The organism is Proteus sp. MB838 (genome assembly GCF_054767435.1).
Genome location: NZ_BAABMO010000042.1, coordinates 1 through 20,195 on the forward strand (window position 1 = coordinate 1; position 20,195 = coordinate 20,195).

At 37.6% G+C, this 20,195-nt stretch carries 19 protein-coding genes; 14 read left to right on the forward strand and 5 right to left on the reverse strand.

Annotation, left to right across the window (positions count from 1 at the left end):
• Positions 1–891: 891 nt before the first annotated feature.
• Positions 892–1,404, forward strand: a complete 513-nt coding sequence (locus ACYUCW_RS15120; protein WP_004248516.1) for a bactofilin family protein — start codon at positions 892–894, stop codon at positions 1,402–1,404.
• A gap of 74 nt (positions 1,405–1,478) precedes the next feature.
• Positions 1,479–2,039: a GNAT family N-acetyltransferase gene (locus ACYUCW_RS15125; protein WP_012368174.1), complete on the forward strand. Its 561-nt coding sequence runs from the start codon at positions 1,479–1,481 to the stop codon at positions 2,037–2,039.
• Here ACYUCW_RS15125 and ACYUCW_RS15130 read toward each other — a convergent pair.
• Positions 2,017–2,364, reverse strand: a complete 348-nt coding sequence (locus ACYUCW_RS15130) for a nitrous oxide-stimulated promoter family protein (protein WP_004248514.1) — start codon at positions 2,362–2,364, stop codon at positions 2,017–2,019. The two genes, ACYUCW_RS15125 and ACYUCW_RS15130, sit on opposite strands and share 23 nt — an antisense overlap.
• 184 nt (positions 2,365–2,548) lie before the next feature.
• Here ACYUCW_RS15130 and ACYUCW_RS15135 point away from each other — a divergent pair, with 184 nt between their 5' ends.
• Complete coding sequence (locus ACYUCW_RS15135; RefSeq protein ID WP_012368173.1) at positions 2,549–2,794, forward strand: DinI-like family protein; 246 nt, start codon at positions 2,549–2,551, stop codon at positions 2,792–2,794.
• Positions 2,795–2,906: 112 nt separating this feature from the next.
• Here the strand turns inward: ACYUCW_RS15135 and ACYUCW_RS15140 are convergent, their stop codons facing one another.
• Complete coding sequence (locus ACYUCW_RS15140; RefSeq protein WP_004248513.1) at positions 2,907–3,146, reverse strand: YecH family metal-binding protein; 240 nt, start codon at positions 3,144–3,146, stop codon at positions 2,907–2,909.
• A 144-nt stretch (positions 3,147–3,290) separates the two neighbouring features.
• Positions 3,291–3,506 carry a DUF465 domain-containing protein gene (locus tag ACYUCW_RS15145; RefSeq protein WP_004243991.1) on the reverse strand — a complete coding sequence of 72 codons (216 nt, stop codon included), beginning with the start codon at positions 3,504–3,506 and terminating at the stop codon, positions 3,291–3,293.
• Between the two features lie 263 nt (positions 3,507–3,769).
• Between ACYUCW_RS15145 and eco the strand changes: the two genes are divergently transcribed.
• Positions 3,770–4,249 carry a serine protease inhibitor ecotin gene (gene eco, locus ACYUCW_RS15150; protein ID WP_004248511.1) on the forward strand — a complete coding sequence of 160 codons (480 nt, stop codon included), beginning with the start codon at positions 3,770–3,772 and terminating at the stop codon, positions 4,247–4,249.
• Positions 4,250–4,311: 62 nt separating this feature from the next.
• On the opposite strand, the gene ACYUCW_RS15155 is transcribed toward eco, so the two are convergent.
• The gene (locus tag ACYUCW_RS15155) at positions 4,312–4,749 is read right to left on the reverse strand and encodes a universal stress protein (RefSeq protein WP_004243989.1); all 438 of its coding nucleotides are present in this window, start codon (positions 4,747–4,749) and stop codon (positions 4,312–4,314) included.
• 540 nt (positions 4,750–5,289) lie between these two features.
• Here ACYUCW_RS15155 and ACYUCW_RS15160 point away from each other — a divergent pair.
• On the forward strand, positions 5,290–6,207 hold the full coding sequence (locus ACYUCW_RS15160; protein WP_004243988.1) for a cation diffusion facilitator family transporter: 918 nt from the start codon (positions 5,290–5,292) through the stop codon (positions 6,205–6,207).
• 75 nt (positions 6,208–6,282) lie between these two features.
• Here the strand turns inward: ACYUCW_RS15160 and ghrB are convergent, their stop codons facing one another.
• Complete coding sequence (gene ghrB / locus ACYUCW_RS15165; RefSeq protein WP_036895444.1) at positions 6,283–7,242, reverse strand: glyoxylate/hydroxypyruvate reductase GhrB; 960 nt, start codon at positions 7,240–7,242, stop codon at positions 6,283–6,285.
• A gap of 431 nt (positions 7,243–7,673) precedes the next feature.
• Here ghrB and galE point away from each other — a divergent pair, with 431 nt between their 5' ends.
• From galE to ACYUCW_RS15210, 9 genes are all read left to right on the forward strand, one after another.
• Positions 7,674–8,690, forward strand: coding sequence for a UDP-glucose 4-epimerase GalE (galE, locus tag ACYUCW_RS15170; protein WP_004248507.1), 1,017 nt, complete (start codon positions 7,674–7,676; stop codon positions 8,688–8,690).
• A gap of 48 nt (positions 8,691–8,738) precedes the next feature.
• On the forward strand, positions 8,739–9,797 hold the full coding sequence (locus ACYUCW_RS15175) for a UDP-glucose--hexose-1-phosphate uridylyltransferase (RefSeq protein WP_004243985.1): 1,059 nt from the start codon (positions 8,739–8,741) through the stop codon (positions 9,795–9,797).
• A 111-nt stretch (positions 9,798–9,908) separates the two neighbouring features.
• Complete coding sequence (galK, locus tag ACYUCW_RS15180) at positions 9,909–11,081, forward strand: galactokinase (protein WP_004248506.1); 1,173 nt, start codon at positions 9,909–9,911, stop codon at positions 11,079–11,081.
• Positions 11,068–12,138 (forward strand): galactose-1-epimerase, encoded by a 1,071-nt coding sequence (gene galM, locus ACYUCW_RS15185; RefSeq protein WP_004248505.1) that lies wholly within the window; start codon positions 11,068–11,070, stop codon positions 12,136–12,138. The genes galK and galM overlap by 14 nt, the downstream gene beginning before the upstream one ends.
• Positions 12,139–12,317: 179 nt before the next feature.
• Positions 12,318–13,328 carry a substrate-binding domain-containing protein gene (locus ACYUCW_RS15190; RefSeq protein WP_049198782.1) on the forward strand — a complete coding sequence of 337 codons (1,011 nt, stop codon included), beginning with the start codon at positions 12,318–12,320 and terminating at the stop codon, positions 13,326–13,328.
• A 376-nt stretch (positions 13,329–13,704) separates the two neighbouring features.
• Complete coding sequence (locus ACYUCW_RS15195) at positions 13,705–15,339, forward strand: sodium/sugar symporter (RefSeq protein ID WP_460408945.1); 1,635 nt, start codon at positions 13,705–13,707, stop codon at positions 15,337–15,339.
• Between the two features lie 237 nt (positions 15,340–15,576).
• On the forward strand, positions 15,577–17,616 hold the full coding sequence (locus tag ACYUCW_RS15200) for an IreA family TonB-dependent siderophore receptor (protein WP_460408947.1): 2,040 nt from the start codon (positions 15,577–15,579) through the stop codon (positions 17,614–17,616).
• A gap of 110 nt (positions 17,617–17,726) precedes the next feature.
• On the forward strand, positions 17,727–18,554 hold the full coding sequence (locus tag ACYUCW_RS15205; protein WP_239506419.1) for an alpha/beta hydrolase: 828 nt from the start codon (positions 17,727–17,729) through the stop codon (positions 18,552–18,554).
• 358 nt (positions 18,555–18,912) lie between these two features.
• A complete protein-coding gene (locus tag ACYUCW_RS15210; RefSeq protein WP_004248501.1) occupies positions 18,913–20,079 on the forward strand; it encodes an MFS transporter in 1,167 nt (388 codons plus the stop codon).
• The last annotated feature ends 116 nt before the right edge of the window (positions 20,080–20,195 follow it).

The window sequence follows — 20,195 nt, forward strand, 5'->3', positions numbered from 1 at the left end:
GTAAAGCATAATAAGGGTGTTTTTTAAACACTATAAAGTTGTTTAATATGAGTTGTTAATAAATTTTTGTGTATATGTTTTTATTTTGTATATTAAATGAGTGTTTTTTGCAATGAATTTATTTGATAAAAAAAATAAAATGTAATTTTTATAGGTTATTTTCACTATATATTATTATCTTTTTTAGTATGGCAAAGAAGCAAATAAACTTGCTATAAATTTTCCCCAAGTATATTTTTTCGTCTTTATATAGTTTTAACATTATGAAAACATAAAAATTAACGTCTATCATAAAAATGGCCAGTAATGTATCAAGAAATTAGTCTTAAAAATAGACGGTAGTTTATTTTTGTGACTAATGTCTCATATTTTATCTGTGATGGTTTTATTGTTGTTTTGTTAGCTCTCCTCCATTTGTTGAAGATTTTTGAATAATCAAGTTGTTATCAATAGATGCGATTAGCTATATGTTAATTCGTGTTATAAATTATCATCATTATAGGATGGGAAAGTGTGCATCTTATTCATAAATTAGCAAAAAATTAATTGTTATCTCTTTTTTATCTACTTATAAATCGACCTTTTCCCTAAAAAGCAAAGCCCAAAATTGGGGATGATATATGGCGTTATTATCGCCATCGACTTGAATAATTATTTATTAAAATAATAAGTAGAGCTGGTGTATTTATTATCAGGGAGGTTCAGATATAGCTAATTATGGATAATAAGCGAACACAGCGGGATATTATATTTAGCATAATATGGATTATTTGGTCATGTGCATTAATGGCTTTTTGGCGATATCAAATAGCTGGTGAGCTTTTGATCACCCTTATCCTAATTTTTAGCATTATTATTTACTCTATAACTTTGAGGTTAAAAAAAACGGCAATGTTTAGTCGAAAAACAGAAACACCAAAAGCCGCGGAGCCTATTGCTCCAGTTATGGCAGAAGAAAAAAAGCCTATGCCGGAGCAAAAATTGTATACCATTATTGCTAAAGGCACTGTATTTCAAGGTGATATTAACGTTGATGGTGATATTCAAATTTGGGGTAAAATTTCAGGGAATATCAATGTAAAAGATGGCGTGATCCGTGTTATGCATGCGGGCCAAGTTGAAGGGGAATTAACGGCGCCAGACATCATTATTGATGGTTTTGTTAAAGGTATTTGTGCCGCAAACAATCTTGATATTCTAGAGCATGGTGAACTACGTGGCACTAGTCGTTGTGGCAGTATGTCAATTAAACGTGGCGGTGTCTTTACTGGACAATCTGAACAGGTTGAACACCAAGCTAAAGCCGTTGCACAGCAACGTGTTGTATCTATTAAAGAAGGTACAGTTAATACCAATAAAGAGTCTGTAACTGCAGAAAGTAAACTAAAAGAAAATAAAAAATAAAAGCGATTCTCTTTTTATTACTTATGATCTGTTTTATTTTATCATTATTATCCTAACTAATTAGAATGAGAATAATGATGGAATTGGCTACTCCTCGATTACGTTTACGAGAATGGCGTGAAAGTGATAAAGCGCCATTTTTTTTACATATTAACGCCTCAGCATCGGTGATGCGTTATTTCCCTTCACCACTTACCCGCGCAGAAAGCGATGCAATGGTTGATACATTGCGTGATAAATTTATTCAGCAAAATGGTTGGGGACTTTGGGCCGTTGAATTAAAAGAGACTCAAGAGCTTATTGGCTTTGTTGGATTAAATATTCCTAATGCCCCTTTGCCTTTTAATCCGTGTGTTGAAATAGGTTGGCGTATTGCACAATCTCATTGGCGTAAAGGGTACACTTATGAGGCGGCCTTAACAGTATTAAAATATGCTTTTGAACAGTTGAAACTGGAAGAAGTGGTGGCATTTACCGCCGTGACCAATTTACCCTCAGAAGGGGTGATGAAAAAACTCGGTATGAAGAAGTCTGAATATTTTATGCATCCATCTCTAGATAAAACACACCCTTTAGCACAACATGTATTATACCGATTAAAAAAAGCAGACTTTATTTTCCCGATAAACGTTTAGATTTTTTAGCCGGTAATGCAGGAACGGGTTTCTTATCATCAATAAGATGCCTAATTGCTAAATAGGGATGATAAATTAGCATTCGAGGCCCCGCCCAACGCATGACTTGTTTCATTGCTGCTCTTTTTACTGGCTGATAGCAGTGAATTGGGCATTGTTTGCAGGCGGGTTTTTCCTCACCATAGCGACATTTATCTAGTCTTTTATAAGCATATGTCACTAATTGCTGATAATACTCGGGGTCGGTATTAGGATGCGCTCGTTCATACAGAGCAACCATTTTTTGGATGGTTTGCTTCTCTCGATTAATTCTTTTACCTGACATGGTACTCTCACTTCTTATTGTTGCATTTAAAATGCATTTTATCATAACGCATGACTGGGATGATAAATTAATTGGCTATTTTTAAGGCAAAAAAAGAAAAAATTTTGCAAAAATACTTTTCTTTTTTTTGATTATATAATACTGTATTTATATACAGTTTATTTGCCTTGGTATGGTGAAAATAATGCGTGTGGAAATTTTATTTAACAAACAATCTAATGTCACTGACTCACTATTTCCGCTGTTAGAACATGAACTAAGAAAAAAAATTATTCCTATTTATCCTGATATGCAGTTTCGTATCGCTTTTAGTAGCATGAATACGATCCAAGTCACGGGCGTAAAAGATGAAGCTAAGCATGAGCATATTATGGAGTTAATTCAAAGTGTTTGGGAAGATGATAGTTGGCTCCAAACGAATGATGATTAACGACCAATTAAGTTAAACAGAGATTGCCAGAGCATCTTACTTTTATTGATCAGATAGATAGTTAACAACATGCCAAACATGTTGCTTACTGGCAATCTACTTATTGATATTACTAATGGCGACAAATTTTGTTTTCACTGGTAGTAAAACCGCCATCAGCAGCAATAAATTTTCCTTTTTTTTCTAAAAATGCCACTAATTCGGCCGCTGTCATATTCTCAGCAGAACAGGTATGAAAGCGCGCTTCTTCCCCAAAACGTTGATGAATTGCCTCGATAAGTGATCTTTGCGTAAACGCCACTTTTGATGAAAGGATCATATGTAATACTTCATGACCATGTATAGATGCCATTTGTTAGCCCTTAATTATATAAGATGTATTTATTATGCATCTTTTTAGGAGGGAAACTTTGTTTTTAATCATAAAAAAGCGATGACAAAAGGTCATCGCTTCAGGTCGCTGATAAATAATATTTGCGCCGTAGTAAAGAACGGTTTATTTCTCAGCTTGTTGAAGTATTTTTTGCATTTCATCTTTTAGATAGAGTTTTTCTTTTTTTAGTTTTGCAACTTCATCATTGTAGCCTGCGCCATTAGGTCCTTCTAATTTAGCAATTTCTTGATCAAGTCGATGGTGTTTATCATAGAGAGCTTGGAAACGAGGATGGGTATTTTTTAACTGAGAAACCAGTGATTGTCTTTCTGAGAACATATAACCTCCTAATGAAAGAAATTGCGATCTCTATTTCAGTATAATCATAGATAGCTGATCTGCACGTTAGTGCATCACAAATTTACATTTCATCAATAAAAGAATGAGTTCTTTAAAAATTATCAGAATAATCCTCTCAGAGAGAGATCTGCTAAAGTGTTAGCATCTATATTATAAAATGCTAGTATTAAGATGATTACTAATAAAAATATCTAAGCAAAATTTGTTAACAGCGATTTGGCGCTGTGAATATGGAGAAAATGATGAATAAAGTAATTTTATCTTTGGTTGCAGCGATGTCTTTGTCTGCTTGCGCACAAGCGGTTGATAGTTTAGAAAAAGTCGCTCCTTATCCTAAAGCAAAGGAAAATCAAATTCGTCATGTTATTGAGTTAGAACAAAAAGAAAACGAAGGCAATTACCAAGTTGAGTTGATCGTGGGTAAAGAGATGATGGTTGATTGTAATCGTCAATGGTTTGGTGCTGAGTTAGATAAAAAAGATCTCGAAGGTTGGGGTTATGATTACTATATCGTAAGCGACTTAAATGGCCCAATGTCTACGATGATGGGTTGTCTTGATAACACTAAAAAACCCGCCTTTGTTCAAGCTAATATGGGGCAAGCGGCATTTATCCGCTATAACAGCAAATTACCTATTGTTGTCTATGCACCAAAAGATGTAGATGTGAAATATCGTGTGTGGTCTACTTCTGACGAGGTTAAAGATTCAACAAAGAAATAATGATTGATCTTTAATGATTATTGAGTGGAAAGCCCTTTGTTTTCAAAGGGCTTTTTTTACAACTAACGGATCACTAATACCGACATTTTTGCATGGCGAACAATAGATGATGCTGTTGAGCCTAATAAGTAGGAAGAAACATTAGGACGATGTGAAGCAATAGCAATTAAATCTGCATCGATTTGACGTGCATACTCTAAAATTTCATCTTTTGCATTACCAACACCGACATTGCAAACAATTTGCTCATCGGGAATTTTCGTATCTTTGATCATATCTTGCAGAGCAATAAAAGCGAGGCGAGTGCGCTCTGAAGAGTCTTTAAATTTTTCAGGAATAGCGGCAAACTCAATACCGAAGAAAAGTTCTGCATTTGGAATAACGGTGAGGAAGTGGATCTCGGGTTTGCCAACTTGAGCAATTTGTTCAATGTGAGTGATCAGTTCCTGAGAAAGCTCATCTTCTAGAATATCGATAGGAACTAGAATTTTTTTGTACATTACAAACCTCACTTAACGTTAGTTTTAAAATATAACTCTATTATCACTGAATATAAAAAATATAGCTGTGATCTACGTTCTAAATAAGAGTGAGAATGATTATTCTATCACTTAATTATTTATATTATAGTAATAATTAGTGCTTTTAAAATAAAAAGCTAAAAAGGCAGAATAAAACTATATCAATCTTAACTTATTGACAGGAATGAGTTAAATAAGATGATATTTAAAATAAAAGTATTTTAATTAGCTATCTAGAGGAAAATGCACAAAAGAATGATTATCAATTATATTATTGTTCTGTATCTATAGGATTTTATTGGTAATTTTTTAGAGACTTAATCAATAAAGTATGGCATATTAACCGTTAATAGCATCTCAATATGATGTTTGGACAGCAATCTTAGTCCCTAAACAGGATTGTTATTCAGAGTCGTCCTTTATCCTCACCAATGAGTTATGGAACCTGAAATAACCTATGGAACTCTATTCGTTATAAACAAATAGGGTAGGCTATTTATACAGAATAAGATTATTATTATGACACATAATCACATTGATGATATTGAGTTGAATATGGCTGAGAAAACACAATCTGACAAATTCAAAGCGGCCAAGAAAAGCACATTGGTCAGTGTTTTTGTTAATATCTTTTTATCCATATTTCAAATCACAATTGGTTTCTTCTCACATTCCCAAGGCTTAATTGCTGATGGTATTCATTCACTGTCTGATTTAATTGCTGACTTCGTGGTGTTAATTGCGAATAAAGGCAGTCAAAAGCAACCCGATGCCGATCATCCTTATGGACATTTTCGCTATGAGAATGCCGCTTCATTAGTGTTAGGGACGATTTTATTGATTGTTGGTTTGGGAATGATATTTTCTGCTATCCATAAAATGTTAGATCCTTCAATCATTCCTGATGTTCATAGCATCGCGCTTTATGTGGCTTTATTGGCATTAGCGGCTAAAGAAGGGTTATTTCGTTATATGTTAGCTGTAGCCAAAAAAGTCGATTCTAGTATGTTAGTGGCCAATGCTTGGCATGCGCGCTCAGATGCCGCCTCTTCTTTAGTGGTTGCAATAGGGATCATTGGTAGCCTTGCTGGATTTAAATTCTTTGACCCACTAGCAGCACTTATTGTCGGGCTATTTGTTGGCCGTATGGGATGGCGTTTTACCTATCAAGCTTTGCAAGATCTCATGGATAGAGGCGCTGATGAAGAAACACTTGAACAGATCACCAATACATTAATCACCACACCAGGAGTACAAGGGGTACATGATTTAAAAACCCGTCGTGCAGGTGATTATTTATTAGTTGATGTCCATTTAGAAATTAAAGGCGAATTAACGGTCAATCAAAGTCATGATATTGTGGTCAATGCCCATGATAGAGTACTTAAACAGCATGCACAGATTTTAAGTGTGATGATACACGTCGATCCTGCTTAATTTAGCGTTAACTATTTGATAGTTTAAAGGTAATAAATTGTATTTATTACCTTTTTGTTTTTATTCTTTGCTTAATTAAAAATTAACACAGTTTTCTTTTACATTATCGGTTAATGCAGCAATCAGATTGTCAACGGCACATTCAGCCATTGCATAGCGAGTCTCTTTAGTCGCAGAGCCAATATGGGGTAAGGCGACAACATTTTTCATGGTTAAAAGTGGTGAAGAGGTTGGCAGTGGCTCTTGCTCAAACACATCTAATCCGGCTCCAGCTATTTGTTGCTGCTCTAATGCGTTAATTAATGCTTTTTCATCAACCACGGCACCGCGTCCGGCATTAATTAAATAGGCGTCAGCTTTCATTAATGCAAACTGTTTTGCGCTTAACAGATGATGAGTTTCTGGCGTTAGCGGTAAAGTAATGCAGACAAAATCGGCTTGTTGTAAAAGCATCTCTAGGGAACAAAATTTAGCATTAAAATGCTGGTTAACATCGTTATATTCAGTACGAGAATGGTAAATAATATCCATATCAAAACCGAAGTGGGCGCGTTGTGCTAATGCTTTACCGATACGCCCCATACCAATAATTCCCATGGTTTTATGGTGAACATCAGTACCATACCAATCCGGCGTAATACTTTTTACCCATAAACCTTGTTTTATATTATCGGCTAGTTCAGGAATACGACGAGAGACGGCAAGAACAAGCGCCATCATTGTATCAGCGACAGTATCAGTTAATACCGTAGGTGTATGCATCAATTTGATATGACGTTCAGTGAGCGCGGCAACATCCACATTATCATAACCGACAGAAATCGTTGATACGGCTTTTAGTTTTGGCGCTTTTTCAATAAAGTGTTTATCGATATTACCGCCTGCACCTAACAATCCTTCAGCATGAGCGAGGGTGGCTTTAAAATCGGCACAATCGAGAGAGAGCGCGTTAAACTGTTTTACCTCAGCAACGGCAGATAATTTTTGTTGCAGTTTTTCTGGAAGCGGTTGATAAAGTATTACAACGGGTTTCATAGCGTTCTCCTAATTGGTATTAACTAATAGATATAAATCACACTCTCTTCTCTTCAATTCATCTATTGAGGCTACTCTTAATTTCACTGTAAAGCATATTAGCGTGGATGTTAATAAGGTATGATAAAAACCAATTAATATCAGTTTTATCATATAATTAAAGTATTCAGTATAATGTAATCGTTTACTTTTATGGTGAAGAGGGCAGTTCTCTCTAAAATAACTATATAACGATTATTAACAATAATTTGCTGTAATACGGTTATATTAGGTCGTTTTTATTAAATAATTAAGGAATAAGAAAAGCGTGTAAACGTTTACACTAAATGTCGGTTTGATCACGAAATTAGTTTGTTGAACTTGTTAAACTCTGAGGCAATCAACAAAACCGCTTGACGCTTTTCATTTGAAATAAATCAAAAGAGGTGAATGTGGAAATTTTAGTTACGGGTGGAATGGGATATATCGGTAGTCATACATGCGTGCAAATGTTAGAAGCAGGCATGACGCCTATTATTTTGGATAACCTCAGTAATGCAAATGAAGAGGTACTTAACCGAATTGAAGCATTAACAGGAAAACGCCCACTGTTTTATCAGGGGGATATTCGTGACGAAAAACGACTGGCCACAATTTTTACTCAGCACTCTATTCAATCAGTGATCCATTTCGCTGGATTAAAAGCGGTAGGTGAATCTGTTGAAAAGCCCATCGAATACTATGACAACAATGTTAACGGTACTTTGGTGTTAGTTCGTTGTATGCGTGATGCGGGCGTAAAAAGTATTATTTTCAGCTCATCAGCCACGGTTTATGGTGATCCTCAAACTGTGCCTATTACTGAAGAGTCACCTGTTGGTGGCACTACCAATCCTTATGGCACCAGTAAATATATGGTCGAGCGTATTTTGTCTGATCTCTATATTGCAGATGAGAGTTGGTCTATCAGTTTACTGCGCTACTTCAATCCAGTAGGTGCTCATCCATCTGGCACTATGGGGGAAGATCCTAAGGGTATTCCTAATAATTTAACGCCTTATATCTCGCAAGTTGCGATAGGTCGTCGTGAAAAAGTCGCGGTATTTGGTGATGATTACCCAACAAAAGACGGTACTGGTGTACGTGACTATATCCATGTTATGGATTTAGCTGATGGTCATATTGCCGCCTTAAATGCGTTAGGAGAAAAAGCAGGGTTACATATCTATAACCTAGGCACAGGGAATGGCACCAGTGTGATTGAAATGATTGAAGCATTTCGTAAAGCCAGTGGTAAAGCAATCCCTTATGAAATTCAGCCACGTCGCCCAGGAGATATCGCACAATGTTGGTCAAGTCCTGCCAAAGCAGAAAAAGACTTACACTGGAAAGCCATTCGCTCTATTGATGATATGGCAGCCGATGCTTGGCGTTGGCAATCACAAAATCCTAACGGTTATCTGAAATAGATCATAAAAACGCTATCAGATAATCTTTAATAAATAAGAGAGAAGATTATGTCAAAACTGATTTTTGATCCCGTTGAGCATCCTCATCGTCGTTATAACCCTTTGACTGGGCAGTGGATATTAGTTTCACCCCATAGAGCAAAACGACCATGGAATGGCAAAGATGAAAAACCTCAGATAGCGACACTTCCCTCTTATGATCCACATTGTTATCTGTGCCCAGGGAATACCCGAGTTTCGGGTGATAAAAATCCTGATTACACAGGCACTTATGTTTTTAATAACGATCACTCTGCATTATTGACAGACCAATATAGTGTTGAGGTATCCGATAATCCACTCTTCCAGACTCAAGCGGTGAGAGGGATCAGTCGTGTTGTTTGTTTTTCCCCCGATCATAGTAAAACTATTCCCGAATTACCTATTAGTAGCCTACGTAAAATCATTGATACTTGGGATAACCAAATAGAAGCGCTAAGCAAAGAGTATCTATGGGTACAAGTATTTGAAAATAAAGGTGAAACAATGGGGTGCTCTCAACCTCATCCTCATGGGCAAATATGGGCGAGTGATTTTTTACCTAATGAATTAGCACGCAAAGATAGCCAATTAAAAGACTATTTTAATCAATATGGCCGTAATCTATTAATGGATTATGTTAAAGCTGAATCTGAAGACGGTAGTCGAACCGTGGTTGAAACTAAATACTGGTTAGCTGTCGTGCCTTATTGGGCATCATGGCCTTATGAAACCATGCTATTACCAAAAAGCCATATTCGCAGAATGAGTGAATTAACGGCTGAACAACGTGATGATTTAGCCTTGGCAATAAAAAAATTAACCAGTCGTTACGATAATCTATTTCATTGTTCATTTCCTTATTCAATGGGATGGCATTTTGCACCTTCTTTTAAAGAGGGCGAAAGCATTGAGCATTGGCAATTACATGCCCTGTATTATCCGCCGTTATTACGCTCTGCGACAGTACGTAAATTTATGGTGGGTTATGAAATGTTGGCTGAATCGCAACGCGACTTAACGCCAGAGCAAGCTGCTTATAATTTACGCCAAGTAAGCGATATCCATTATAAAGAGCAAGAAAATTAGCTTAACGGGTTGATGGCGGACGCTTTTTAAATCACTACCTAGCCTAGGATGCATCACTATTATATTGATGTAACAGGTTGTTATTACTTAATTTTAAGTTAAGGATTTATTATGCAGGCACTGATTAATAATGTGACTCATTCTTTTACCTCTATTTTTGGTTATGCCCCAACACATTTTATTCAAGCTCCAGGCAGAGTTAATCTGATTGGTGAGCATACTGATTATAACGATGGTTTTGTTCTTCCTTGTGCCATTGATTATCAAATGGTAGTTGCTGCCGCCAAACGAGATGATAATCTTATTCGTGTGATTGCGGTTGATTATCAGAATGCGCAAGATCAATTCTCTCTCGAACATCCCATTGAGTTTTTACCTAATAAAATGTGGGCTAACTATATTCGTGGCGTTATTCATTTTTTACAACAAGCCAAATATGTATTTCAGGGTATGGATATTGCCATTACAGGTAATGTGCCTCAAGGGGCTGGCTTAAGCTCTTCAGCTGCATTAGAAGTGGCTATAGGACAAACAGTAAAAACACTTTATCAACTTCCTATTAGTCAAAAAGAAATTGCCCTTAACGGTCAAAAAGCAGAAAACCAATTTGTTGGATGCAATTGCGGTATTATGGATCAGCTTATTTCTGCATGTGGTGAAGAGAGCCATGCACTATTAATTGATTGTCGTTCATTAGCCACTACGGCGGTAAAAATGCCAGAAAGTGCGGTAGTGATGATTATTAACTCAAATAAAAAAAGAGGGTTAGTCGATAGCGAATATAATACGCGTCGTCAACAGTGTGAGGAAGCGGCAAAAATATTAAATGTTACTGCATTACGAGATGCGACCTTAGCGCAATTGCAAGCGAAAAAGGCACTGATGAATGATAAAGTATATCGACGTGCTCGTCATGTGATCACCGAAAATGAGCGTACTTTACAAGCGGCTGAGGCGTTAAAACAAGGCGATCTTACTAAACTTAGTGAGTTGATGGCACAATCACATATCTCTATGCGTGATGACTTTGAAATAACCGTTAACGAAGTGGATACACTGGTAGAAATTGTTAAATCAGTGATTGGTTCGCAAGGTGGCGTTAGAATGACTGGCGGAGGTTTTGGCGGCTGTGTGGTGGCGCTGGTGACTCCTGATTTAGTTGCAAAAGTGACACAAGCGGTTGAAGCCCAATATAAAACCCAAACAGGTTTAAAAGAAACTATTTATGTCTGCTCTGCAAGCCAAGGGGCGGGCTATCTGGAGATAACTAATGGCATTAAATGAAAACCGTTTTTTTAAGCCTGAACAGATGACCACACAAGCCGCTTTTGATGGTTTGCCTGCTCAAGTCGTGATTTTAACAAACCGTTTTGGTATGTCTATCTCCATTATGGATATTGGTGCGACATGGTTAAGTTGTATTGTCCCTGTTAATGGCTATCGTCGCGATGTGCTTTTAGGATCTGCAGATATGAAAGCCCATCAACAGCAAACGGCCTATTTTGGCGCAACGGTAGGGCGTTTTGCTAATCGTATTGCTGGGGCTAAATTCACCATCGCCGGAACTGAGTATCGCCTTGTTGCTAATGAAGGCAACAATACGCTACATGGTGGTAAACAAAATTTTAGCCATCGTCGCTGGACTATTGTGGCGCAATCCACACAGTCGGTCACTTTAAGCTTGCTATCTGCAGATGGTGAACAAGGATTTCCCGGTACTGTCGAAGCCAGTGTGACATATGCATTAACGGATGATAATGAAGTTCATATTAATTATCAGGCCATTAGTGATAAAACGACAGCGTTGAGTTTAACTAATCATGCCTATTTTAATTTAGCTGGGGAGCATACTCAGCGAACGGCTCTTGAACATGATTTAGTTATCCACGCTTCTCACTACTTAAAAAATGGCGCGGGTAATATTCCTACAGGGGAAATTGTCGATGTGACTGGGACGGGATTCGATTTTCGCCAATTAAAACGTATCGGCATCGATTTTATGCGAGATGAATGTCAAAAAGCCGCTAATGGCTATGATCATGCGTTTATTTTAGACAAACAAAAAATAGCAGATAAAGCATCGATTGCCACAGTTATTGCCCCTGAAGGTGAGCTTAAAATGGATGTTTTTACTACCATGCCTTCTATACAGTTTTATACAGGAAATTTTTTGGCACAGAGTAAAGGAAAAACTCGTCGTTATGGTAATTATTCGGGGCTGGCTTTAGAGACACAATATTTTCCTGATGGGCCGAATCATCCTGAATGGGGTGAGAACCAAGGTATTTTAGCTGCAAATACTCCGTGGCATAGCCAAACAATATATAAATTTTATCAGTAATAGATAAAGGAAAGTGTAAACGCTTTCCTTTTTTACTGTTTATTTGATCATTTTACTTTTTAAATTTCTTATCTTCACTGATAATCATGCCACTTGTTTTATAACTTACTCTTTTTCTTAGCCATCGATTAATGACACAAGGTTTTTAATGCAGAATAAGAGTTATTTATGAGGTGGATATGGCAACTATCAAGGATGTGGCAAAAGAAGCGGGTGTTTCTGTTGCTACGGTATCTCGGGTCATTAATAACTCACCAAAAGCGAGCCGAGCATCGATAGAGATTGTCAATTCGGCAATGCAAAAATTAGGTTATCGCCCCAATGCTGCTGCGCGAGCACTGGTCAGTCAAAGTACCCAAACATTAGGTGTTTTGGTGCATGACGTATCCGATCCCTTTTTTGGGACCTTGGTCAAAGCGGTCGATAATATTGCCAGAAAAGCGGGAAAACATATTCTGGTGTGTAATGGTTACCATGATGCGCAAGATGAACGCCAATCTATTGAACTATTGATCAACAGCCGTTGTGATGGTTTAGTGATCCACTCTAAGGCACTTTCTGATGAAGAGTTGTTAGCTTATGCCAATGAAGTTAATAGCATGGTATTAATTAACCGTTTTATCCCAGAAATTGCGGAACGTTGTGTCGCCTTAGATAACTATAAAGGGGCATGGATTGCCACCGAACATCTTATTCGTCAGGGTCATACTCAAATCGCCTATATCTCATCCACTCACCATATTGAAGATACCAGCCAAAGGCTTGCGGGATATAAAGCTGCTTTAGCAGCTTATAATATTAGTTTGCCTGAAAGCTATGTCGAATATGGCGAGCCAGAAGGCGAAGGGGGAGAGCAAGCGATGATGCGTCTATTAACCAAGTCGATAGATTTTACAGCAGTGGTCACCTATAACGACTTTATGGCTGCAGGGGCATTATCGGTGCTTGATGAAAATGAGATCCCTGTTCCTGAAAAAATTTCAGTGATTGGCTTTGATGATGTACTTATCGCTCGTTATATTCATCCTCGACTAACTACGGTGCGTTATCCGATACATATGATGGCAGAGCAAGCAGCAACATTAGCGTTAAAGCTTTCTCAAGGGGAAGCTTTAACCCAAAAGCAGCGTATTTACTCACCCACTCTGGTTCAGCGCAACTCCGTTTATAATTTAAGCCACCTTTCTTAATCATCCATTATACTTTAAACATGTTATAAACTTCTGATAATAGGCTCAGAAGTTTATAACAGTTTATTTAAGCGCCTTTTTTATCTGTTTTATCACTTAAAAATATTCTTATTATTATCTGGTTATTTATTGTAACCGTTATCAAACTCTCTCTATTTTTTTTATTTTTAGCGATAACTTTTTTCTCAATTAAAAGAGCATAAAGTGAAATCAGCGAATTTTGTTGATTTATTAGTTAAGGTAATCGTTTGTTATGTGCTTTATCGATCCGATTTTTAACATAGGCGATAAAATTGTGAACGGAGTAACGGAAAAAGCAGGTGGAAACGTTTACATTAATATTCTCTTCTCTCTATGGGTCTGAAAGGAAAATATTATGCATACAGAAGGTGTTGGATTAAGCACAATAGATTATGCAATCTTTGCCCTCTATGTCATCATTATTATTAGCCTTGGATTATGGGTTTCTCGTTCAAAAGATGGAGCTAAAAAAGGAACAAAGGATTACTTCCTCGCGGGTAAAACACTGCCTTGGTGGGCGATTGGTTCTTCTCTTATTGCTGCTAATATCTCAGCTGAGCAATTCATTGGTATGTCTGGCTCAGGATTTTCGATAGGTCTTGCTATTGCATCTTATGAATGGATGGCAGCATTGACGTTAATCATTGTTGCTAAATACTTTTTACCTATTTTTATTGAAAAAGGCATTTATACCATTCCTGAATTTGTTGAGAATCGTTTTAAAAGTCGTAATTTAAAGACGATCCTCGCCGTATTCTGGTTAGCACTCTTTATTTTCGTTAACTTAACATCTGTATTGTATTTGGGATCATTGGCGTTAGAAACCATTCTTGGTGTGCCGATGATGTATGCCATTATTGGTCTGGCACTATTTGCGGTTATCTACTCGCTTTACGGTGGACTTTCAGCGGTTGCATGGACGGATGTTGTACAAGTTTTCTTCCTGATCCTCGGTGGACTTTTCACCACCGTACTTGCTGTTAGCTATATCGGTGGTGATGGCGGAATAATGGAAGGCTTAAGTAAGATGACAGCCGCCGCGCCAGATCACTTTAAAATGATCTTAGCAAAAGAAAACCCACAATTTATGAATTTGCCAGGAATTGCTGTGCTAATCGGTGGGCTATGGGTTGCTAACCTCTATTACTGGGGCTTTAACCAATACATTATTCAGTGTGCTTTAGCCGCTAAATCTATTAATGAAGCGCAAAAAGGTTTAGTGTTTGCCGCTTTCTTAAAACTGATTGTGCCTATTTTAGTTGTTGTGCCGGGGATCGCAGCTTTTGTTATCACAACCGATCCTACGCTGATGGCAGGATTAGGAACAATGGCACAGGAGCATATCCCAACCTTAGCACAAGCGGATAAAGCCTATCCTTGGTTAACACAATTCTTACCTATTGGGGCTAAAGGGGTTGTGTTTGCAGCACTGGCAGCAGCTATCGTTTCTTCTTTAGCTTCCATGCTTAACTCTATCGCGACTATTTTCACGATGGATATTTATAAAGAATATATTGGGCCAAAATCCTCAGAAACCCGCTTAGTTAATGTGGGACGTATTAGTGCGGTGATTGCATTGATTATTGCTTGCTTTATTGCGCCACTGTTAGGGGGCATTGATCAGGCATTCCAATATATCCAAGAGTACACAGGTTTAGTGAGTCCTGGTATCTTAGCTGTATTCTTGTTAGGACTATTTTGGAAGAAAACTAATGCCAAAGGGGCAATTATAGGGGTTGTACTCTCTATTCCTTTTGCTTTATTCCTAAAATTAATGCCACTAGGAATGCCATTCCTTGACCAAATGATGTATACCTTTATTTTCACCGCGGTTGTTATTGGTTTGGTCAGCTTAACCTCAACGAAAAGTGATGATAGCGTAGGGGCGATTGTATTAACTGATGCAACATTTAAAACCCAAAGTGGGTTCAATATTGCTTCTTATATCATTATGATCATCCTCTGTGTGCTTTATGCTGTATTTTGGTAATTAGTAATTAATTTTATTTATCAATGTATTACAAAAAAAAGCAGAGCCAATAGCTCTGCTTTTTTTGTCACTTCAATGCCTATTCAAATCTTCTTATCTTTGTTGCTCTAAATTGCTTTGATGCAGATTAAAAAATATCACTAAATTGCAAAAGAAAATTATTCTCACAGTCAATTGATTAAGATAATATTAATCATTCTCATTACTATAACCATTATTTGACTTCAGGGATTTGTTATGAAATTTAAAATAAGTGCTTTAACAGCCTGTATTTTAATGACTTCTTATTCACTACACGCACAAGAAGATAAAGTAGAACGATTAGTTGTATCAGCCTCAGGGTTTGCACAGCAACAAACAGATGCACCCGCTAGCATTACGGTAATCAACAAAGAACAATTAGAGAAAAAACCGATACACGATCTTGCTGATGCCGTAAAAGGGGTTGAAGGCGTCAGTGTGAATGGTAATGCAAATAAACAAGAAATTACTATTCGTGGCTTACCCGGAGAATACACACTGATTTTGGTTGATGGCAGACGTCAAAATAGTCGTGAATCACGCCCTAATGGGAGTGGTGGATATGAAGGTGGATTTATTCCTCCTGCGGATGCCATTGAACGGATCGAGGTAATACGTGGGCCAATGTCATCACTTTATGGCTCAGATGCGATGGGCGGTGTGATTAATATTATTACTAAGCCTGTTACTAAAGAGTGGCATGGTGCAGTTTCCATGGGGGGAACATTGCAACATAACCGTGACGCGGGAGATTCTATCAATGGTGATTTTTATCTTTCAGGCCCATTAATTGAAGATAAATTAGGTTTACAACTTTATGGTAGTAGCTACTTACGTGCAGAAGATAAAATTACGTATGGGCAAGGGCGTAACGATAATAAAAATATTACGGCCAAATTAGCTTTTACTCCTACAGATAACCAAACCATTTTATTAGAAGCTGGACGCAATTCGCTACAACGCACGACAACACCGGGTAAATCGATGAGCGAATTTACCAATCGTGGTGGACGTCTTGATAAAAACAAAATGCTAGAAACGAATAATGACCGTAACCATTGGGCATTAACTTATAAAAATCAGTTTGATATTTTGCACTCTGAGTTAAGTGTTTATCAAGAGCAAACCAAGCGTGTTCAAAAGACGGAAGGTGTAGATAAAGCGACAGGAAATAGCTACAAATATTATGAAGATCGCCGCCCTGAAATCACTAATACTGTTTTCGATGCTAAATTTACCGCATTCCTTCCTGATAATGTGATGACTTTTGGTGGTCAATACCAATATGCACGTTTAAAAGACGAATCTTCAGTCGGCGGTAAAGAGGTCAAACAATCTACGATCACCGCTGATCAAAAAGCGTTATTTTTAGAAGATGAATTTAGTGTCACTGATAATTTAGCCCTAACTGGGGGAATACGTCTTGATGATCATGAATACTATGGTAAGCACTGGAACCCAAGAGCATACGCGGTTTACCATTTAACCGACGAATTTACTATAAAAGGGGGGATTGCTAAGGCCTTTAAAGCCCCGAGTTTACGAGAAATTAGCCCTCAATATGGTACATCAACGGAAAAAGGGCGAGCGATTATGTATGGTAATCGTGACTTAAAACCTGAAACTTCGGTTAGCCAAGAAATTGGTGTTGGTTATGACAATGGTGATGGTTTTACCGCCAATGTGACCTTCTTTAATACAGAATTTAAAGATAAGCTTACCAACTACGATACCGGTGAAATCGATCCTATTACCGGATTAAAACTGTACCAATATGATAATGTGGGTAAAGCTAATATTAAAGGGATTGAAACCGCGGTTGCATTCCCTGTCGCTGATAATTGGCGAGTAAGTGCTAATTACACTTATATCAACTCTAAGTGTAAAAGTGATGACGAAAAATTAGGCTCTGGTGAATCATTAAAAGGTTATCCATTGGATATGACACCAAAACATAGCGCCAATGCGCGTGTTGATTGGCAATACGATGAAGCTACCAGTTTCTATGCCAATACTGCCTATACTGGTAAGCAAATTTGGGCGGCTCAACGAAATGGTTATACTGGCGCTCGTTATCGTAGTGGTTATACAACCTTTGATTTAGGAATGACCTATAACTTTAATAAAAATACCATGCTAAATTTAGCCGTATTGAATATTACTGATGAAACGGGTCCTGCGGTCAACGATAAAGGGGGGAACTGGGTCGTTGATGAAGGCCGTCGTTATTGGGCAAATATCAAATATAGTTTTTAATCTATCTCAGTAAAGGTAAGCCTCATTTATTATGGGGCTTACTGCCATCATTTGATAATAACTTACAGAGTATCTGATTGATGAGAATACTAATGTTATGTGGAATGATAATGTTATCTTCTATTGTGCAAGCAAGACCTAATCAACAAGTTCCTCAACTCACACCACAAGTATCAACCTATTATCACATTATGGAAAAAGAGGTTGAGCATCAAGGAAAGCAGTATCGCTTTTTTCTTGCGATCCCCAAAAATACGCCTAAGACAACAGTGCTGTATAGTGTTGATGGAAATGCACAATTTCCACTTATTGTGAATGAAGCACTAGCGCAAGCGAAAAAGCCATTGCCTGTTATTGCAAGCCTAGGCTATGTAGGTGAAAAGGCCTATTTTATAGCGGAAAGAACTCACGACTATACCCCAAGAGTACATGGCGAAGCCTTTGCCAAAGGCGGTAATGTTGAACAGTTTTATCAGTTTATGGTAAGCCAATTAAAACCCTATGTACTAGCACAGACGGCGCAAGAAAACATCACTATTACTGAGCAATCACTATTTGGACACTCCTTTGGTGGCGTGTTTACGCTATATGCATTATTTAATCATCCAGACGCTTTTCAACGCTATATTGCTGCTAGCCCATCTCTTTGGTGGGGAAAAGGTGAGTGGATCACTCAAGATAAATGGCAACAGATCCCCAATAATGTTGCGGTGACCATTACATTAGGTGAATTAGAAGAAACCCCTGATTTTTCTCAAATGAGCGAAGAGCAACGCTTGCGCTATCAAACGCGTAGTAGCTGGCTTACTCCTCGACAACTCTGTGATTATCTTACTGATGCCGGCAAAACATGCCAATTTTACCTCTTTACGGGTAAAGGACATGGCAGTTCAATCCCTGATGCAATCAAAACCGCTTTAGAACAAAGTACAGAATAAGCGTTGTTATTAACGGCTATTTTATTTAATAAAATAGCCGCTATTCTGCTCTGTGCGCTGTTATCACAAAGACTATAGATTATTCTCAATTTTAAAAAATAATTTGCGCCAAGGACTACTTTTTTACCGTGAAAGGACGATAATAACGGATAGGATAAATAAAATTACTCGCTAGCATTAGATTTTATAATTTTATTTATTTTTAGTAACGAGCTATATTCACGCACCCCTAACTTAGGGACGCCACCCACTGTTTTCATCACTATTGCTTTCATCTTTTCTAGATGAAAGGAGTGCCAATGTCTGGCTTCGAGAAAACAGCGCATGATTAACCGTTTTGATTGTGGAGACGAGGGTAGTGAAACAGAACACTACTTTGGTACGCAAAGGTGACAGTACATTAGTACCTGTCGCGGGTTTAACGGTATTTGCTATCGCATCAGGCTATTTAATGAGTTTAATTCCACTATCTATGGATAGTTTTGGTATTGATACTTTTTATGCTAGCTGGTTAGCAAGCATTTACTTTATTGGATTACTTATAGGTTCAGTGATGATCGAACCTATTATTGCAAAAATAGGGCATAGGCTCTCTTTTGTGCTGTTTTTATTGTTGTTAGCATTCACCGTGAGTATTTTGCCACTGTTACCTTATTTATCGGTATGGCTAGTATCTCGCTTTTTCGGTGGTATGGCGGTTGCGGGTATCTTTGTTGTAGTCGAATCATGGTTATTAATTGGTGATAATCCTAAAGAGCGAGCTAAACGCTTGGGCTTTTATATGACATCACTTTATGGTGGCACAACATTAGGTCAGCTTGCTATTGGTGCCATTGGTACGCAAGGGGCAATTCCTTTTATCGCGGTATTGGCATTGCTATTAATTGCAGTGTTACCTCCTTTGTTTTTTAAACAAGGACAACCCCAATGCCACGAGCATAAAAGTTTGTCACTTAAACAGATTAGCCGGCTGAATAAAGCTTCTTTAGTAGGTTGTATGGTTTCTGGCGTTGTGATGGGGAGTATTTATGGCATGATGCCATTGGCTTTAAATCAAGGACAATTTAACACCGACCAAATTGGGGTGTTGATGGCAGCAATTATTTTAGGTGGTATGGTTGTTCAGCCTATTATTAGCAAATTGTCGGTGATGATGAGTAAAACCCTATTATTAGCCATGATGTGCTTAGTTGGGGTATTTGCGATGGGCATGACTTATCTGTCTAATGACTATGTGGTGTTAATTATTGCATTAGCTTTATTAGGAATGTCATCTTTTGCACTTTATCCTATTGCTATCACATTAGCTTGTGATCATGTTAATGCGAGCTATATTGTGGCAATTACTCAGGTGATGTTATTAAGTTACAGCGTGGGTTCAGCAATGGGGCCATTAGGCGCAGGTATGTTTATGTCACAAGCAAGTAACGGCATTATGAACTTTTTCTTTGTCGTGTTATTAGCGACAGCTGTATATATGTTATTTGCCAGTTTACGACGCAAAAGCCATATTGTGCTTAACTAATTGCGTTAAACACTTTCATTCTTTGATATCAACCGAGTTGCTTTTAAGAGTAACTCGGTTTTTTTTATTGATGCGTCATGGTTAATTAAGATCCTTCTCATATTTTTACCCCACTA

Coding starts and splice junctions, on each gene's coding strand:
- ACYUCW_RS15120 (WP_004248516.1), top strand. CDS start 892: ATGTTTAGTCGAAAAACAGAAACACCAAAAGCCGCGGAGCCTATTGCT.
- ACYUCW_RS15125 (WP_012368174.1), top strand. CDS start 1,479: ATGATGGAATTGGCTACTCCTCGATTACGTTTACGAGAATGGCGTGAA.
- ACYUCW_RS15130 (WP_004248514.1), bottom strand. CDS start 2,364: ATGTCAGGTAAAAGAATTAATCGAGAGAAGCAAACCATCCAAAAAATG.
- ACYUCW_RS15135 (WP_012368173.1), top strand. CDS start 2,549: ATGCGTGTGGAAATTTTATTTAACAAACAATCTAATGTCACTGACTCA.
- ACYUCW_RS15140 (WP_004248513.1), bottom strand. CDS start 3,146: ATGGCATCTATACATGGTCATGAAGTATTACATATGATCCTTTCATCA.
- ACYUCW_RS15145 (WP_004243991.1), bottom strand. CDS start 3,506: ATGTTCTCAGAAAGACAATCACTGGTTTCTCAGTTAAAAAATACCCAT.
- eco (WP_004248511.1), top strand. CDS start 3,770: ATGAATAAAGTAATTTTATCTTTGGTTGCAGCGATGTCTTTGTCTGCT.
- ACYUCW_RS15155 (WP_004243989.1), bottom strand. CDS start 4,749: ATGTACAAAAAAATTCTAGTTCCTATCGATATTCTAGAAGATGAGCTT.
- ACYUCW_RS15160 (WP_004243988.1), top strand. CDS start 5,290: ATGACACATAATCACATTGATGATATTGAGTTGAATATGGCTGAGAAA.
- ghrB (WP_036895444.1), bottom strand. CDS start 7,242: ATGAAACCCGTTGTAATACTTTATCAACCGCTTCCAGAAAAACTGCAA.
- ACYUCW_RS15175 (WP_004243985.1), top strand. CDS start 8,739: ATGTCAAAACTGATTTTTGATCCCGTTGAGCATCCTCATCGTCGTTAT.
- galK (WP_004248506.1), top strand. CDS start 9,909: ATGCAGGCACTGATTAATAATGTGACTCATTCTTTTACCTCTATTTTT.
- galM (WP_004248505.1), top strand. CDS start 11,068: ATGGCATTAAATGAAAACCGTTTTTTTAAGCCTGAACAGATGACCACA.
- ACYUCW_RS15190 (WP_049198782.1), top strand. CDS start 12,318: ATGGCAACTATCAAGGATGTGGCAAAAGAAGCGGGTGTTTCTGTTGCT.
- ACYUCW_RS15195 (WP_460408945.1), top strand. CDS start 13,705: ATGCATACAGAAGGTGTTGGATTAAGCACAATAGATTATGCAATCTTT.
- ACYUCW_RS15200 (WP_460408947.1), top strand. CDS start 15,577: ATGAAATTTAAAATAAGTGCTTTAACAGCCTGTATTTTAATGACTTCT.
- ACYUCW_RS15205 (WP_239506419.1), top strand. CDS start 17,727: ATGTTATCTTCTATTGTGCAAGCAAGACCTAATCAACAAGTTCCTCAA.